Here is a 15,806-nt window from a genome sequence, read left to right as displayed (position 1 = left end):
GTTCAAGATCTGAGACGAATTTGGTGCGTTCTGAAGAATGCGCTTCGGTTCAGAAGCGGATATGGCGAAATTGGTAGACGCACCAGATTTAGGTTCTGGCGGGAGACCGTGGGGGTTCGAGTCCCTCTATCCGCACCAACTGCCTTAAGGCTAAAGAATTTCTCTCCCGCGTCTAGAGGCCCAGCGTCTAGAGCAAGGTGCCGGAAACGGCGGGACAATGACAAGAAGTGAAGGTTTGAACATGCAGGTTACCGAAACGCTCAATGAAGGGCTGAAGCGCGAGATTAAAGTCGTGGTTCCGGCCGGAGATCTCGAAGCCAAGCTCGCTGAGCGACTGGAAACTGCGCGCGGCCGCGCCAAGATCAATGGTTTCCGTCCGGGCAAGGTGCCTGCCGGTCACCTGCGCAAGATGTATGGCCGTTCGTTCATGGCCGAGATCGTCAACGAAATCCTGAGCGATTCGTCGCGTTCGGTTCTCGCAGACCGTAACGAAAAGTCGGCAACCCAGCCTGAAGTCATCATGTCGGAAGACGAAAAAGAGGCCGAAAAGGTTCTCGACGGCAAGGCTGATTTCGTTTTCTCGCTGAACTATGAAGTTCTGCCGGCTATTGAAGTCAAGGATTTCTCCAAGATCGCCGTGACCCGTGAAGTCGTCGAAATCTCGGAAGAAGAAGTTGACGAGCAGGTCAAGCGCATCGCTTCCTCGACCCGCACTTTCGAAACCAAGAAGGGCAAGGCCGAAAACGAAGATCGCGTGACGATCGACTATCTCGGCAAGCTCGACGGCGAGCCGTTCGACGGCGGTGCAGACAACGACGCACAGCTGGTTCTCGGCTCGGGCCAGTTCATTCCGGGCTTTGAAGAGCAGCTTGTTGGCGTCAAGGCTGGCGACGAAAAGGTCATCACCGTGACCTTCCCGGCTGAATATGGCGCAGCGCATCTGGCAGGCAAGGAAGCTACCTTCGACATCAAGGTCAAGGAAGTTGCCAAGCCAAATGAACTGGAACTCAACGACGAAACCGCGACTAAGCTCGGCATCGAGTCGCTGGAACGCCTGCGTCAGGTTGTTCGCGAACAGATCGAAAGCCAGTACGGCCAGATCACCCGCCAGAAGGTAAAGCGTCAGATTCTCGACGCTCTGGATGGCGATTATCAGTTCGAAACCCCGCAGAAGCTGGTTGACGCTGAATTCAACAACATCTGGCAGCAGATCAACTTCGACCTGCAGCAGGCTGGCCGTACCTTCGAAGACGAAGAAACCACGGAAGAAGCTGCTCGCGAAGAATATCGCAAGCTCGCTGAACGCCGCGTGCGTCTCGGCCTCGTTCTCTCCGAAATCGGCGAGAAGGCTGGCGTTGAAGTTTCTGAAGAAGAACTGCAGCGCGCTGTTTACGACCAGGTTCGCCGTTATCCGGGCCAGGAAAAGGAAATCTACGACTTCCTGCGCAAGACCCCGGATGCGGTTGCCAATCTGCGCGCTCCGATCTTCGAAGAAAAGGTCGTTGACCATCTGCTGGCCAACATCAACGTGACCGACAAGAAGGTCTCGAAGGAAGAGCTGACGGCTGAAGACGAAGACGGCTCGGAAGCAAAGCCTGCAAAGAAGGCTGCGCCGAAGAAGAAGGCCGCTCCAAAGAAGAAGGCCGACGAAGACAAGTCCGAAGAGGCTTAATCTTCTCTTCCCTTGAAATAAGGACGGGCCGCGCATTGCGCGGCCTTTTCCGTTTCAACCCACGGATAAACGGCTGAAAAGCTTGCATCCATGGGGGCTTTGCTCTAGGCCGTAGGGACAAATTAGCTTGCGGTTTGGTATGTGTGAAAATTCTTCAGCTGTAGGAGCAAACCCGAAGGTGGAGTATATCTCAATCAAGGGGTTGCGACGCCGAGATGGAGGATTTTCACCATATCCCGGAGGAACGCGGTGTATTTTGCTTCTGAATGCGTCGAAATTCCCTTGTGGAGTTCACTCCACGCGGTCATTTCTCCTATTCAGCAACAAAATACCTTCGCGCCAAACCATCGTTAATTTGTCACTACGGCCTAGCCAGATATCAATCCGTTTTTAGCTCAATCAGAATATTTGCGAGCCAGCATGTCCCTTATTGATACGCGCACACCGGAACCGAAACGCTTCATCTCCGGCGCCACCGGCGACTGGGAAGTCGTCATTGGCATGGAAGTTCATGCGCAGGTCACGTCCGAGTCGAAGCTGTTCTCGGGCGCTTCCACGTCGTTCGGTGCCGATCCGAACGCCAATGTGTCTTTGGTGGATGCCGCCATGCCGGGCATGCTGCCGGTCATCAATCTGGAATGCGTCAAGCAGGCTGTCCGCACCGGCATCGGCCTCAACGCGCAGATCAATCTGAAGTCGGTTTTTGACCGCAAGAACTACTTCTATCCCGATCTGCCGCAGGGCTATCAGATTTCGCAGTTCAAGCAGCCGATTGTCGGCGAGGGCAAGATCACCATTTCGGTCGGGCCAGACAATAAGGGCCAGTTCGAAGATGTGGAAATCGGCATTGAACGCCTGCATCTGGAGCAAGACGCGGGCAAGTCGATGCATGATCAGCATCCGACCATGTCCTATGTCGACCTGAACCGCTCTGGCGTGGCGTTGATGGAAATCGTCTCCAAGCCAGATCTGCGCTCGTCGGATGAGGCGCGCGCGTACCTCACCAAGCTGCGCACGATTGTTCGCTATCTCGGCACCTGCGACGGCAATATGGATGAAGGCTCCATGCGCGCCGACGTCAATGTTTCCGTGCGTCGTCCGGGCGGCGAATTCGGCACGCGTTGCGAAATCAAGAACGTCAACTCGATCCGTTTCGTCGGTCAGGCTATAGAATATGAGGCGCGCCGTCAGATCGCCATTCTGGAAGATGGCGGTTCCATCGATCAGGAAACGCGCCTGTTCGATCCGGTGAAGGGAGAAACCCGTTCGATGCGCTCCAAGGAAGAAGCGCATGATTACCGCTATTTCCCGGATCCTGATCTGCTGCCGCTTGAATTCGATCAGGCTTTTGTGGATGCGCTGGCTGCCGAACTGCCGGAACTGCCGGATGAAAAGAAGCAGCGTCTGGTCGAAAAGCAGGGTATTTCGATCTACGACGCCTCTATCCTGGTCACGGAAAAGGCGATTGCCGACTATTACGAATCTGTGGCTGCCGGTCGCGACGGCAAGGCCGCGGCCAACTGGGTCATCAACGATCTGCTCGGCGCGCTCAACAAGGCGGGTAAGAGCATCGAGGAATCGCCGGTCAGCCCGGAACAGCTCGGCGCGGTGATCGATCTCATCAAGGACGGCACGATTTCCGGCAAGATCGCCAAGGACCTATTCGAAATCGTCTGGAACGAAGGCGGAGACCCGAAGAAGCTCGTTGAAGAACGCGGCATGAAGCAGGTCACCGACACCGGCGCGATTGAGAAGGCCGTCGATGACATCATCGCCGCCAACCCGGACAAGGTCGAACAGGCCAAAGCCAAGCCGACGCTGGCTGGCTGGTTTGTCGGCCAGGTCATGAAGGCGACGGGCGGCAAGGCCAACCCGCAAGCTGTGAACGATCTGGTCAAGGCCAAGCTCGGGATTGAAGAGTAATGTGGGTTCGAAGCGCCACCGAGGCTGATCTTAAGGCAGTTCACGAACTGCTCGTATCGACCTGGCATGCGACTTTCGACGACATTCTGGGCCGGGAGATGGTCAACGCCGTCACCGGCCAGTGGCATAGCATTGCCGCGCTGAAAACCAATCTGCGCAAGCCCTATTCGGAATTCATCGTCGCCGATAACGGCGAGGGCGGTATCGACGGTATGGCCTTCGCCAGCCAGTCCGAGGAAGGCAAGGCATCGCTGCACCAGCTTTATGTGCGTCCGGATGTGCAGGTGCAGGGCGTCGGCACGATGCTGTTGGCGGAAATCGAGATGGCTTTCCCCGATGTGCGCGCAATCAAGCTCGAAGTGATCGAGAAGAACGACAAGGCGGTGAAGTTCTACGAACGCAAGGGCTATGTCACGGTCGGGCGTAACGAAGACTGGGGCGATCCCAATTGCAAGGAACACGTTCTGGTCATGGAAAAGTCGCTCGAAGGCTGGAGCGTCTGACGCTCTTCATACTCTTGTGACAGCGGCAACTTGACCCTTGCCTTGATCGGGCGATAGGGCCATAAGCAAGGACAAAGCGGCAGTTTCGGCTGTCTGCGATGATGATGGATCTGGAAAAGGCCATGATGAAATTTCTTACGCAAGTCTTCACCTGGTGGAATGGCCAGACGCTCGGCACCCGCCTTCATACGTGGCGCAAGGGCGAGCGCGTCGGTGAAGACGAGTTCGGCAACATCTACTATCAGGGCGGCAAGGACTCCGAGGGGCGCACGCGTCGCTGGGTCATTTACAATGGCTATGCGGAGGCCAGTGCAATTCCTGCGGGCTGGCACGGCTGGATGCATCATCGTGTCGATACGCCCCCTAGCAAGGAAGACTACAAGCCGCGTGACTGGCAGAAGCCGCATTTGCAGAACCTGACCGGCTCGCCGCTTGCCTATCGTCCGAAGGGCTCGATTGCCCGTCCGGGTACGGAACAGGCCGAGCGTCCCCGCGTGACGGGCGAATACGACGCCTGGACGCCGGGCAACTGAGACTGAGTAAGTTCAGAATCCGGCGTGATTTTCTCGCCGGATTTTCTTGTTTCCTGTCCCATTACAGCCTTTTTCACTTAAAAAGCCGGGATAGACGAGTGGCGAAGGTCTGTTCAGGCCATTGCAACTTGCGGCAGAGCAACGAATCGTCACATTTCGAGCCTAGGAACGATTCCAGTTTATTTGATCAATCTTTGATGCGGGTTTCCGTTTTGACGAAGCATTCCCCCGGCACGGCTGGTAACGGAAAAAACAAAATCAAGAAGGCTGCACATGTGGCCCTGATTTCGCTTTTTGCGGCTGTCGGCAGCTTGCATGCTGCTCAGGCAGAACGTGTTTCCAATCCGGTCGCGGAGTTTTCGGGACTGGACAAGATCACCGGCCGCATCACGACATTTGACGTCTATATCAACGAGACGGTTCAATTCGGCGCGCTTCAGGTGACGCCGAAGGTTTGCTATTCCCGCACCGAGAATGAAGCGCCGCGCACCGACAGTTTTGTTGAGGTTGAGGAAATCACGCTGGATCGCAAGATTCGCCGCATCTTTACCGGCTGGATGTTTGCCGATAGCCCGGGCCTCAATGCCGTCGAGCATCCGATCTATGACGTTTGGCTGAAGGACTGCAAGCAGAAGTCCGACGTTCCGGCACCCGCCACGCAAAAGAACTGATTCAGGGATTTTCTGGTGAAATCAGAAACGAGCAATGCCTTCGAGGGCTTGCTCGAGAATTTTCTCGTATTTCTTGCGGGGAACTTCGATTGCACCAAAGCGCTCAAGATGCGGTGTGGTGAACTGGGTATCGAGCAGCAGGAAGCCCTGCTTGACGAGATGTTGCACCAGATAAGCAAGGCAGACTTTTGAAGCGTCACGCTTGCGCGTGAACATGCTCTCGCCGAAAAAGGCCTTGCCGAGCGTTACGCCATAAAGACCGCCGACCAGCTTGCCGTCGTGCCACGCTTCGACCGTGTGGCAATGGCCGATTTCGAACAATTTGCCATAGGCTTGCCGGATTGGACCATTGATCCATGTGCGCGCGCGTTCGCCCGCGCCGCTGGCGCATCCATCGATCACGCCCTCGAAATCGCTGTCGAGCCTGATATCGAAAATGCCCTGCCGGATAGTCTTTTGCAGGCTGCGGGGGATATGGAATCCATCCAGCGGAATAATACCGCGTTTTTCAGGGCGCACCCAGAAGACCTCTGGATCATCCGCCTCTTCGGCCATCGGGAAAACCCCGGTGGCGTAAGCGCGCAGGAGCAATTCCGGCTCGATTGCGTAGTCGTCCGGTTTTGCTCCTGCAGTCACTTATTTAAGCGCCTTCGCTTTCGGACTGGCTGGCAAGATATTTTTCGAGCCAGTGGATATCATAGGCGCCATTGGCGATGTCCTGATTTCCAATCAGCTCCTGGAACAGGGGCAGGGTCGTCTTGACACCGTCCACCACGAACTCGTCCAGCGCGCGGCGCAGACGCATCATGCATTCGACGCGGTTGCGTCCATGCACGATGAGCTTGCCGATGAGGCTGTCGTAATATGGCGGAATGCGGTAGCCGGAATAAACGCCGGAATCCACACGGATGCCGAGGCCACCAGGCGTATGGTAGTGGGTGATGAGACCCGGTGACGGCGTGAAGTTACGCGGGTCTTCCGCATTGATGCGGCATTCAATGGCGTGGCCAGAGAAACGCACGTCCTTCTGCTTCACCGAAAGACCGAGACCTGCCGCAACGCGAATCTGCTCATGCACGAGATCGATGCCGGTGATGGCTTCCGTGACCGGATGTTCCACCTGCAAACGGGTGTTCATTTCAATGAAATAGAACTCGCCGTTTTCATAAAGGAACTCGATCGTGCCTGCACCGCGATAGCCAAGCTCGGCAATAGCGTTGGCGCAGATCATGCCGATCCTGTCGCGTGCTTCCGCGTTGAGAGCCGGAGAGTTGGCTTCTTCCCAGACCTTCTGGTGACGCCGCTGCAAGGAGCAGTCGCGTTCGCCCAGATGGATCGCGTTGCCCGCGCCGTCGCCCATGACCTGAACTTCGATGTGACGCGGCTTTTCGAGATATTTCTCGATATAGACCGCGTCGTCACCGAAAGCGGCAGCAGCCTCGGAGCGCGCAGTTGCGAGCGCAACCGACAGGTCTTCCTCGGTGCGCGCCACTTTCATGCCGCGACCGCCACCACCGGCCGAAGCCTTGATGATGACCGGGAAGCCGATTTCCTTGGCTACACGGGCAGCTTCAACATCGTCTGTGATGCCGCCATCCGAACCCGGAACGACCGGAATGCCAAGGCGCTTGGCCGTGCGCTTGGCTTCGATCTTGTCGCCCATGATGCGGATATGCGAGGCGGTGGGGCCGATGAAGGTAATGTTGTGCGCTTCGAGAATTTCCGCGAACTTGGCGTTCTCGGACAGGAAGCCGTAGCCCGGATGGATCGCGTCGGCACCGGTGATCTCGCAGGCGGCAACGATCTGATGAATGTTCAGATAGCTGTCGCGCGATGGCGGCGGGCCAATACAAACACTTTCATCCGCCAGACGGACATGCATCGCGTCGGCATCTGCCGTGGAGTGAACGGCGACCGTCTTGATGCCCAGTTCCTTACAGGCTCTGAGCACGCGAAGGGCGATTTCGCCACGATTGGCTATGAGGATCTTTTGAAACATGCGCTTGCTGCCAGTTCCCGTTTCGTGAAGTGAAGACGCGTCAAACAAGGGTTGAACGACGCTTATTCGATCACGACGAGAGGTTCGTTGTATTCAACCGGCTGGGCGTCCTCGATCAGAATGGCCTTGACCGTACCGGCGCGCGGGGCGGGGATCTGGTTCATGGTCTTCATGGCTTCGATGATGAGAAGGGTCTGGCCTTCCTTCACCTGCGTGCCGACTTCGATGAAGTTGCGTGCGCCCGGTGCCGGAGCAAGATAAGCGGTGCCAACCATCGGCGACGGAACGGCGTTCTTTGCCAGTTCAGCCTTGGTTGGCTCAGCAGCAACGGGAGCGGCGGCAGCAGGTGCTGCAACAGCAGCCGGTGCGGCGGCGGGATAGACGGTCGCTGCGGCCTGAACCGTTACATTGCGCGAAACGCGAATGCGCAGATCGCCATGTTCGATTTCGATATCGGTAAGGTCGGTATCGTTGAGGATATCCGCCAGATCGCGGATGGTTTCTTTGTCTATGACAGTGTTTTTGCTGGACATATCAGGCCCCTTTTACGCTTTGCCCGTTGTGTTCTTGTTCTTTGGCAATTGCCGCGAGCGCGCGTAGGCCGAGCAGATACCCTTCCGCGCCAAAGCCGCAAATGACGCCTTTGGCGACTGCGGATACGTAAGAGTGATGCCGGAAGGCCTCACGCGTATGAATATTCGAAAGATGCACTTCCACGACTGTGACCTTCGCTGAGCGGATCGCGTCGTGAATGGCAATTGAAGTGTGGCTGTAGGCTGCCGGGTTGATCAGGACATAGGCGTCTTTTTCGCCCGCTTCCTGAATCCAGGTGACCAGATCGCCTTCATAGTTGGACTGGCGGAAATCAACTTCGAGATCGAGAGAACCGGCCTCGCCTTTGCAAGCCGCTTCAATATCGGCAAGCGTCGCAACGCCGTAAATTCCCGGTTCACGCTTTCCCAGAAGATTGAGATTGGGACCGTTGAGAACAAAAACCGTCTTTGTCATTTGTGTCCGCGCCAAATCCTTTGCAGCCGATATCGCGTTACCACGAAAATTCAGTAACACTTCGCTTTCCATATAGAGAGCTTGGATGCAAGCCGAAACCCTATAATTCAGTGCAGAAGTTATGCCTGACCGGTTTTTCCCGCTATTCTTTGCGAGATGCACCGGCATTACGGCCTTTTTTCTTCAAGCGCCCGTCATCACCCGTTTTTGATAAGCCTGTGCCCGATAGGCTTCAAAAAGAAAGCCATCGGGCACCAGCTCTCATTTTACTTCTTGGCGGCGGTGCGTGCCGCGGCGATTCTCTCCACCAGACCATCGACGCCGATGGCGCCCGGCACCAGCTCGCTGCCGATGATATAGGACGGTGTGCCGGTGATGTTGAGCTGCGTGGCCAGCTGATAGGTATCCTGGAATGCGCCGGTGATTGCTGGATCTTTCATCTTTTCGCGCAGCGCAGTTTCATCAGCGCCAAGCTTGACGGCATCGGCAATGGCGGAGGCTTCGGTGGCGCGCTCCTGTGCGCCGAGCAATACACCGTGGAATTCAGCATATTTTTCCGGCATCAGCGCCTTGAAGGCCTGGGCAACAATATGCGCCTTTACCGAGTCCGGGCCGAGGATCGGGAATTCCTTCATGACGAAACGAACATTCGGATCGTTTTTCAGGATGGCCTGCATGTCGGGCAGGGCGCGTTTGCAATAGCCGCAATTATAATCGAAGAACTCATAGACGGTGACGTCGCCATTCGGATTGCCGAAGACCGCATCATGCTGCGGATTGTAAAGCGCGCTCTGATTGGCGGCCAAAACCTTCTTGACCTGTTCCTGCGCCTCATGCGCCTGCTTGGTTTCCAGCGCGCTCTGCACTTCCAGCATCAGTTCCGGATTCTGGAGAAGATAGTTGCGCACCACATTTTCAATGGCCTTCTGATTAAGAGGTGCTTCAGCCGTCGCTGTGGCCGCGACCGGCGCAGCCGCATGGCGCGACAGGCCTGCGCCATAGCCAAGAGCCAACGCTGCCAGACCGACAACGCCACTCACCAGCGTGATGGAAACTGCTTTGTTCATTTTGAAATTCCAATCTTTCTAAAATTACGCCCCCTTGCCGATGGACGAAGACCAATGCGTGGGGTTATTTGCTTTTCTTCGTGTTGATGATGTCCTGCGCACGCAACCAGTCCGGCGAGCCGGATTTCAGCTGCTTCTGCGCGCGGATCGCGAATATCTGGGCATCCTGTAGTTTGCCCGAATAGAAGTTCATGTCGGCGGTTGCAAGGTCTGCAAGTCCCATGCTGCCCTGCTGCCCATAGGCTTGCGCCAGATATCCGTAGCCGCCTGGAAACTCGGGATCGGAAGCGATACCCGCCTTGATCTCCTTGATTGCGGTGGGCATGTTTGCCTTGGCGCCTGTCAGCATGAGTGCGCGTCCGTAACTCATGCGCAGCAAGGGCGACTTGCGCGGATCGAGCGATACGGCGGTCTGGAAAGCCTTTGCGGCACCGGCAGCATCATTCGCCTTGATGAGAACCTCGCCCCGCATTTCATAGAAATAAGGGTTCTTCGGTTGCTCCTTGATGAGCGCATCGAATTTGGGCTGGGCGGAACGCGCCGAGCCATTCAAATAGGTCGTGATCGCACTGCCATAGCGCGCGGGAAGTCCCCCGGCATTGCTCCGGAACATGCGTTGCAGCGCGCCCATATCGCCCGAATAGGCGGCAATCTTGGCCCGCGCCATGTCGTGACGCAATTGCAGTGCGGGCGAATCCGTCTTGTTGAAGTTGGGGCTCTTCCGGGCCAGTTCTTCCAGATTGGCGATACGTTCGCGCGGCAGCGGGTGGCTGATGCGGTATTGATCGATCTGCGTGCCTGACAGGGAAAGCGCAGAGGCAAAACGCTGGAACGTATCCAGCATGCCCTTCGACGACTGCCCGGTCGCGTTGAGATAATTGACCGCCATGCGGTCGGCCGTCATTTCCTCGGTGCGCTGATAGCTGAGCAGGGTACGCATTGCCGCTTCGGCGCTGCCGAGCGCGATGCCGCCGCCGGCACCAGCAGCCGAGCCGCTGCCTGCCGCAGCACCCGCTACGCCGGCACCCACACCCAGCAGCATGCCAATCACCGCCATGGTCCGCGCACGGCTCAACTGCTCACGCAGGCGATCCTGATGCCCACCGGCCAAATGGCCCGCCTCATGCGCGATCACACCGATGATTTCATTGGGCGTATCGGCCTGCATGATGGCGCCGGTATTGATGAAAATGCGCCGCCCATCGACAAAGGCGTTGAAGCTCGGCGAATTAACGAGGATCACGCGCACGCCGCGGCTGGAAAGACCGGCGGCCTTTAGGATCGGCGCGGCATAATCTGCAACAAGCGCCTCAATTTCCGCGTCGCGCACGATTGGTACGCCGCGTGACTGCGCAGATGTGGGTACAACGCCCGTAGCTGCGACCGCAAGGGCCGAGAATGCAGCTACAGAACGGCGAAGGAATCTTCCGAAGGAAAAACTTCCAGTCGGGAAAGGCGCGATCAATGCTGCCATAATGCTCGTCGTCCTCCTCGTGATCTTTCGCGAATCTCGCATCGGTTCAATCATCGTAACGGGAAACAAGTTCCGGTTCAGGACCTTATATCCGTCCGGGCGCTTTTTAAACGATATCTCGACAGGGCAGCACGATCTAAAAAGCCGAATATCGGGCGTGCAATCTCTGCTGACTTTCATATCCGGTCAATTCCGATATTATTGCCATCAATCTTTAGACCCAAAAGCGCATGACCACCGCGCTATGGGTGTCCTTCGCAAACATTCATTCAGGACAATGCACCCAATTTCTTAAAAGCGCTGTTGCTTTAGCAATCCGGCGTTTATACGGCGGTGATGTTGTGTTCTGTCCATGTGGCGGCTCCGGTGGAGCGCCTGCAATGTTCTGGAGGTAAAGTTGATCAGTCTTTCTAGTCGCAGTGCGGTCGAGCCATTCCACGCTATGGACGTTCTGGCGGAAGCCAACCGCCGCCGCGCCGCAGGTCATCCGATCATTTCCATGGCGGTTGGCCAGCCCGCAGACCCGGCGCCGCAAATCGTGCGGCAGGCCGCCGAGCAGGCACTGAAAGACGGGCGCATCGGCTATACGGACGCGCTGGGGCTGGTTGAACTGCGTGAGGCAATTGCCGCGCATTATGCCGATCATTACGGCGTTTCCGTTTCGGCGGACCGGATCGCCGTGACGACGGGCTCTTCAGCAGCTTTCAATCTGGCGTTCGTCGTCTATTTCGATCCGGGTGACCGGGTGGCGATCACACGGCCCGGCTATCCGGCCTACCGCAATATTCTGACGGCACTCGGGCTGGAAGTGGTGGAAATTCCGACCGGCAATGGCACATCGGCGGCTCTGACGGCGGAGGCACTAGCCGCAGCGCATGCCGAAAAGCCGCTGAAGGGCGTGCTCTTTGCAAGCCCAGCCAATCCGACAGGCGCAGTGATCGCCAAGCCTGAGTTGAAGGCCGTCATCGATACGGCCCGGTCGCTCGGTATTCGCGTGATTTCGGACGAAATCTATCACCGGCTTTCCTATGAAACCGACGATGTGACGGCGCTTGAAATCGCCGACGATGTCACGATCATCAATTCGTTTTCGAAATATTATTGCATGACGGGCTGGCGCATCGGCTGGATGGTTCTGCCGGAAGGCGATGTTCGCGCTATCGAGCGGCTCAGCCAGAGCCTTTATATTTCCGCACCAGAACTTTCGCAGCGCGCAGCCATAGAGGCTTTCCACGCCACCGCCGAGCTGGAGCGCATCAAGGATCGCTATCGCCAGAACCGCGCCATCCTGCTGGAACATCTGCCGCAAATGGGCCTGAAACTGGCGGCACCGATGGACGGCGCGTTCTATGCCTATTGCGATGTTTCGCGCTTCACCAATGACAGCATGGAGTTCGCCCGCAAGATGATTGCGGAGATCAACATCGCCGCAACACCGGGCCGCGATTTCGACCCGCTGGATGGCCACCGCACCATGCGCTTTTCCTATGCAGGAAAAGTCGAGGAAATGCAGGAAGCGGTTCGCCGTCTGGAAGAGTGGCTTCCGCAACAGTCAGCCTGAAACCAAAGATGCAAAAAAACCGGCGTTTCCGCCGGTTTTTTATTTCTGATGTCGGGCAGGGCTTAGAAGAAACCCTTCTTCTGCCACCAGCCACCGCGCTTCGGCTTCTGTTCGTCGCTCTCGCTCGAGGTGACGACAGGCTCCGCGCTCTTGGCTTCTTCGACTGCTACTTCAGCTTCAACAGCCTCGTCGGCAGATTCTTCAACCGCTACCGGCTTCGCGACCGCTTTACGGGTACGGCGCTTCGGCTTTTCAGCTTCGACGGCTTCCGTTGCTTCTACAGCTTCCGCTGCCGAGTCATCGACCTTCTTGCGAGACCGGGTGGTCTTCCGCGCTGGTTTGGCAGGCGCTTCCTCCACTTCAGCTGCAACCACTTCGTCTGCGGCTTCTTCAGTCTTTACAGACTTGCGGGCACGCGGCTTGCGGGTAGCCTTGGCTGGCTTTTCGTCTTCGACCGAAGCAGGCACTTCGCCAGCTTCCGATGCGACAACAACCGCTTCCACAACCTCAACGATTTCAGCCTTGGCAGCCGCGACTTCGGCAGCGGTAGCTTCGATAGCCGCTTCGGCCTTCACCGGCAGAACCGGCGTATACCCGACAAATTCCGGATCCGGAACCTTGCGACCGCGCACTTCGTCTTCACGACGGTTCTTGCGTCCGCCGCGACGACCACGACGGCGCTTCTTGCGGCGATCATCTTCGCTCAATGTGGCATCCGAACGCGCTTCAGAAGCTTCGCCTTCATCCGCATCGTCTTCGGCGTCCTCGGAACCGGGATCGTCCTGAGCGGTCTGTTCGCGGCTATCGCGATCCTTTCCGCCACGACGACGGCGACGACGGCGACGCTTGCGATCTCCTTCTTCGCTGCGTTCTTCACGGGCCGGTGCTTCGGCCTTGACGTCTTCTTCTTCCTCGTCTTCCTCGACCGGAATCTCAGGATCTTCGAAGTCGTCTTCAATATAGGCCATCGGCTGGACAGGCGGCTGTGTCACCGGACGGGTGGACGGCGCGCCCTTGTCGATAGCAAAATGCTGGTGACCGACGCTTTCGTCGGCGTCGATGCTGATGGCAACGCCAAAGCGGCCTTCGAGATCGGCCAGCAACTGGCGCTTGTGGTTCAGCACATATAGCGCCGAAGCTGCTGGCGTGCGAACATTGATGTCAAAGCCCGAATGACGCAGCAGATAATCTTCGATGCCGCGAATGATATGCAGGGCCATGGACGAATCGGAGCGGACATGGCCGGTGCCGCCGCAATGCTGGCAGACCTGCATCGTGCTTTCCAGCACCGATGCACGGATGCGCTGGCGCGACATTTCAAGAAGGCCGAAATGCGAGATGCGACCAACCTGAATGCGAGCGCGGTCGTCTTTCAGGCAGTCCTTCATCTTCTTTTCGACAGCGCGATTGTTGCGCTTTTCTTCCATGTCGATGAAGTCGACGACGATCAGACCGGCAAGATCGCGCAGACGCAGCTGGCGCGCCACTTCCTCGGCTGCTTCAAGATTGGTCTGGAGCGCGGTGTCTTCGATGGAATGTTCGCGTGTCGAACGACCGGAGTTGACGTCGATGGCAACCAGCGCCTCGGTCTGGTTGATGATCAGATAGCCGCCCGATTTCAGCGTGACCTGCGGCAGCAACATGCGGTCGAGCTGCGCTTCGACGCCATTGCGCGTGAAGATCGGCACCTGTTCGCGGTAGGGCTGGACCACCTTGGCATGGCTCGGCATGAGCATGCGCATGAAATCCTTGGCCTCGCGATAGCCATTCTCGCCGGAAACAAGGATTTCCGTGATGTCCTTATTATAAAGATCGCGGATCGAGCGCTTGATCAGGCTGCCTTCTTCATAGACGAGGGAAGGCGCCGTCGACTGAAGGGTCAGCGTGCGGACATTTTCCCAAAGGCGCATCAGATATTCGTAATCGCGCTTGACTTCCGCCTTGGTGCGATTGGCGCCAGCGGTGCGCAGGATCACGCCCATGCCCTGCGGCACTTCGAGTTCCTTGACGATTTCCTTCAGGCGCTTGCGATCCTGCGGTTGGGTGATTTTGCGGGAAATGCCGCCGCCACGCGCGGTGTTCGGCATCAGAACCGAATAACGACCGGCCAGCGACAGATAGGTGGTGAGAGCCGCACCCTTGTTGCCGCGCTCTTCCTTGACCACCTGCACCAGCAGAATCTGGCGGCGCTTGATTACTTCCTGAATGTTGTACTGGCGGCGATGGGTGCGGGTATGCGTCGGCAGCTCTTCCAGCGCGTCTTCCGAGCCGACCGATTCGACCATGTCTTCTTCGTGCTCGATATCGTCGTCGTCGCCATTATCAACGGCTTCCGAAATCACGTCGCCCTTATGCGACAGGGCGCTTGCGGGCGTTCCCGGCACATAATTTGCGAAACCGGGGCCGACGGGCTCTGCTGCGGGCAGGCCGTTATCGGAAGTGCTGGCCTGCGCCTTGTTCTGGTTGTCGCGACCGCCACGGCGGCGATTACGGCGCGAGCGGTCATTCGACCGTTCACCCGAACGCTCGCCGGAGCGTTCGCTCGACCGTTCGTTCCGGGCGCGCGGCTCGTCTTCATCGTCGTCTTCAGCGCGCTGCGCTTTGGCTTCCGCTTCAAGCAGAGCCAGACGGTCGGCAACCGGAATCTGATAATAATCGGGATGGATTTCCGAAAAGGCGAGGAAACCGTGACGGTTGCCGCCATATTCCACAAAAGCAGCCTGAAGCGAAGGTTCGACACGCGTAACCCGCGCGAGGTAAATATTGCCTTTCAGCTGCTTCTTGTGTTCCGACTCGAAGTCGAATTCTTCAATCTTGTTGCCGCGCGTAACGATGACGCGGGTTTCCTCCGGGTGGGAGGCATCGATGAGCATTTTGTTGGACATTATTGTCTTTCCTGCCGGCGCGAAGACGCAAAACACGTGCGCCGGACGAAGCCCTGAAGGCTGCCGACCTAACCGTATTGCATCTGCCGGATGGTTCTGGGTTCGCCGGAACATAAGCTGCTGCCTTTACGCGCGACGGCCTTGTGGCGATCACGGTCTTCAGGCTTGCAATGGTCAGTCTTACTAGACCCATAGCTGTTCCGAACGAAACGACCTCAATATATGACCCGGAGACCGGGCCGATTTCGTTGCTCTTCTCGAGCGTTAAAGCGCCGTGCGTCCATCTGGGCGCACAAGGACACCTTAAATTCTCAAATCCACGCATCGTTCTATCCTGAAGCCGGACCCGGCTTTAAGTTCGATGCGGCGGCGACAGCGCGTAATGATGCGCTATCGACCTATCAAAAGCGGAGGGCGGGGGAGCCACATCTCCACTGAATTCTGTTCCGGCTACCGGGACTGTGAGCGTATAAACCACTGTTCTCGCTCTCGTTCTCTCCGGTCATTTTC

The 15,806-nt window shown here is 57.3% G+C and carries 13 protein-coding genes, 1 tRNA gene and 1 pseudogene; 8 read left to right on the top strand and 7 right to left on the bottom strand.

What is annotated here, in order from left to right:
• Nucleotides 1-55: 55 nt before the first annotated feature.
• The 6 genes from JAU75_RS02665 to JAU75_RS02640 all read left to right on the top strand — a co-directional run bounded on the left by JAU75_RS02665 (nt 56) and on the right by JAU75_RS02640 (nt 5,302).
• Nucleotides 56-138: transfer RNA gene (locus JAU75_RS02665), tRNA-Leu, on the top strand.
• Nucleotides 139-241: 103 nt separating this feature from the next.
• The gene (tig, locus tag JAU75_RS02660; protein ID WP_199054904.1) at nt 242-1,672 is read left to right on the top strand and encodes a trigger factor; all 1,431 of its coding nucleotides are present in this window, start codon (nt 242-244) and stop codon (nt 1,670-1,672) included.
• A gap of 420 nt (nt 1,673-2,092) precedes the next feature.
• On the top strand, nt 2,093-3,595 hold the full coding sequence (gatB, locus tag JAU75_RS02655; RefSeq protein ID WP_199054358.1) for an Asp-tRNA(Asn)/Glu-tRNA(Gln) amidotransferase subunit GatB: 1,503 nt from the start codon (nt 2,093-2,095) through the stop codon (nt 3,593-3,595).
• Nucleotides 3,595-4,098 (top strand): GNAT family N-acetyltransferase, encoded by a 504-nt coding sequence (locus tag JAU75_RS02650; protein WP_199054356.1) that lies wholly within the window; start codon nt 3,595-3,597, stop codon nt 4,096-4,098. Before gatB ends, JAU75_RS02650 begins: the two co-directional genes overlap by 1 nt.
• A 122-nt stretch (nt 4,099-4,220) precedes the next feature.
• A complete protein-coding gene (locus tag JAU75_RS02645; protein ID WP_199054353.1) occupies nt 4,221-4,631 on the top strand; it encodes an NADH:ubiquinone oxidoreductase subunit NDUFA12 in 411 nt (136 codons plus the stop codon).
• Nucleotides 4,632-4,828: 197 nt separating this feature from the next.
• On the top strand, nt 4,829-5,302 hold the full coding sequence (locus JAU75_RS02640) for a DUF2155 domain-containing protein (protein WP_199054351.1): 474 nt from the start codon (nt 4,829-4,831) through the stop codon (nt 5,300-5,302).
• A 21-nt stretch (nt 5,303-5,323) separates the two neighbouring features.
• On the opposite strand, the gene aat is transcribed toward JAU75_RS02640, so the two are convergent.
• The 6 genes from aat to JAU75_RS02610 all read right to left on the bottom strand — a co-directional run bounded on the left by aat (nt 5,324) and on the right by JAU75_RS02610 (nt 10,850).
• A complete protein-coding gene (aat, locus tag JAU75_RS02635; RefSeq protein ID WP_199054902.1) occupies nt 5,324-5,893 on the bottom strand; it encodes a leucyl/phenylalanyl-tRNA--protein transferase in 570 nt (189 codons plus the stop codon).
• Between the two features lie 49 nt (nt 5,894-5,942).
• Entirely contained in the window at nt 5,943-7,301 is a 1,359-nt protein-coding gene (gene accC, locus JAU75_RS02630; protein WP_199054350.1) for an acetyl-CoA carboxylase biotin carboxylase subunit, read from the bottom strand.
• 62 nt (nt 7,302-7,363) lie between these two features.
• Entirely contained in the window at nt 7,364-7,834 is a 471-nt protein-coding gene (gene accB / locus JAU75_RS02625) for an acetyl-CoA carboxylase biotin carboxyl carrier protein (protein WP_199054349.1), read from the bottom strand.
• Between the two features lies 1 nt (nt 7,835).
• A complete protein-coding gene (gene aroQ, locus JAU75_RS02620; protein ID WP_199054347.1) occupies nt 7,836-8,309 on the bottom strand; it encodes a type II 3-dehydroquinate dehydratase in 474 nt (157 codons plus the stop codon).
• Between the two features lie 266 nt (nt 8,310-8,575).
• The gene (locus JAU75_RS02615) at nt 8,576-9,376 is read right to left on the bottom strand and encodes a DsbA family protein (protein ID WP_199054345.1); all 801 of its coding nucleotides are present in this window, start codon (nt 9,374-9,376) and stop codon (nt 8,576-8,578) included.
• A 64-nt stretch (nt 9,377-9,440) separates the two neighbouring features.
• Nucleotides 9,441-10,850, bottom strand: coding sequence for a M48 family metalloprotease (locus tag JAU75_RS02610; RefSeq protein WP_199054344.1), 1,410 nt, complete (start codon nt 10,848-10,850; stop codon nt 9,441-9,443).
• Nucleotides 10,851-11,247: 397 nt separating this feature from the next.
• Between JAU75_RS02610 and JAU75_RS02605 the strand changes: the two genes are divergently transcribed.
• Nucleotides 11,248-12,411 (top strand): aminotransferase class I/II-fold pyridoxal phosphate-dependent enzyme, encoded by a 1,164-nt coding sequence (locus tag JAU75_RS02605; RefSeq protein WP_199054342.1) that lies wholly within the window; start codon nt 11,248-11,250, stop codon nt 12,409-12,411.
• 62 nt (nt 12,412-12,473) lie between these two features.
• Here the strand turns inward: JAU75_RS02605 and JAU75_RS02600 are convergent, their stop codons facing one another.
• The gene (locus tag JAU75_RS02600; protein WP_199054340.1) at nt 12,474-15,296 is read right to left on the bottom strand and encodes a ribonuclease E/G; all 2,823 of its coding nucleotides are present in this window, start codon (nt 15,294-15,296) and stop codon (nt 12,474-12,476) included.
• 2 nt (nt 15,297-15,298) lie between these two features.
• Here JAU75_RS02600 and JAU75_RS02595 point away from each other — a divergent pair.
• Nucleotides 15,299-15,478 (top strand): annotated as a pseudogene (locus tag JAU75_RS02595) (hypothetical protein); the annotation flags it as partial.
• Nucleotides 15,479-15,806 lie beyond the last annotated feature (328 nt).

Source organism: Ochrobactrum sp. Q0168, assembly GCF_016427605.1.
GTDB lineage: Bacteria > Pseudomonadota > Alphaproteobacteria > Rhizobiales > Rhizobiaceae > Brucella.
The sequence above is the reverse complement of the archived record's forward strand: the minus strand, read 5'-3'. Positions and strand labels throughout refer to the sequence as shown.

Bases quoted from the DNA above. Each gene is read 5' to 3' on its own strand.
- JAU75_RS02640 (WP_199054351.1), top strand. From the start codon at position 4,829: ATGCGGGTTTCCGTTTTGACGAAGCATTCCCCCGGCACGGCTGGTAAC.
- JAU75_RS02650 (WP_199054356.1), top strand. From the start codon at position 3,595: ATGTGGGTTCGAAGCGCCACCGAGGCTGATCTTAAGGCAGTTCACGAA.
- JAU75_RS02645 (WP_199054353.1), top strand. From the start codon at position 4,221: ATGATGAAATTTCTTACGCAAGTCTTCACCTGGTGGAATGGCCAGACG.
- JAU75_RS02615 (WP_199054345.1), bottom strand. From the start codon at position 9,376: ATGAACAAAGCAGTTTCCATCACGCTGGTGAGTGGCGTTGTCGGTCTG.
- accC (WP_199054350.1), bottom strand. From the start codon at position 7,301: ATGTTTCAAAAGATCCTCATAGCCAATCGTGGCGAAATCGCCCTTCGC.
- tig (WP_199054904.1), top strand. From the start codon at position 242: ATGCAGGTTACCGAAACGCTCAATGAAGGGCTGAAGCGCGAGATTAAA.
- JAU75_RS02600 (WP_199054340.1), bottom strand. From the start codon at position 15,296: ATGTCCAACAAAATGCTCATCGATGCCTCCCACCCGGAGGAAACCCGC.
- aroQ (WP_199054347.1), bottom strand. From the start codon at position 8,309: ATGACAAAGACGGTTTTTGTTCTCAACGGTCCCAATCTCAATCTTCTG.
- accB (WP_199054349.1), bottom strand. From the start codon at position 7,834: ATGTCCAGCAAAAACACTGTCATAGACAAAGAAACCATCCGCGATCTG.
- gatB (WP_199054358.1), top strand. From the start codon at position 2,093: ATGTCCCTTATTGATACGCGCACACCGGAACCGAAACGCTTCATCTCC.
- JAU75_RS02610 (WP_199054344.1), bottom strand. From the start codon at position 10,850: ATGGCAGCATTGATCGCGCCTTTCCCGACTGGAAGTTTTTCCTTCGGA.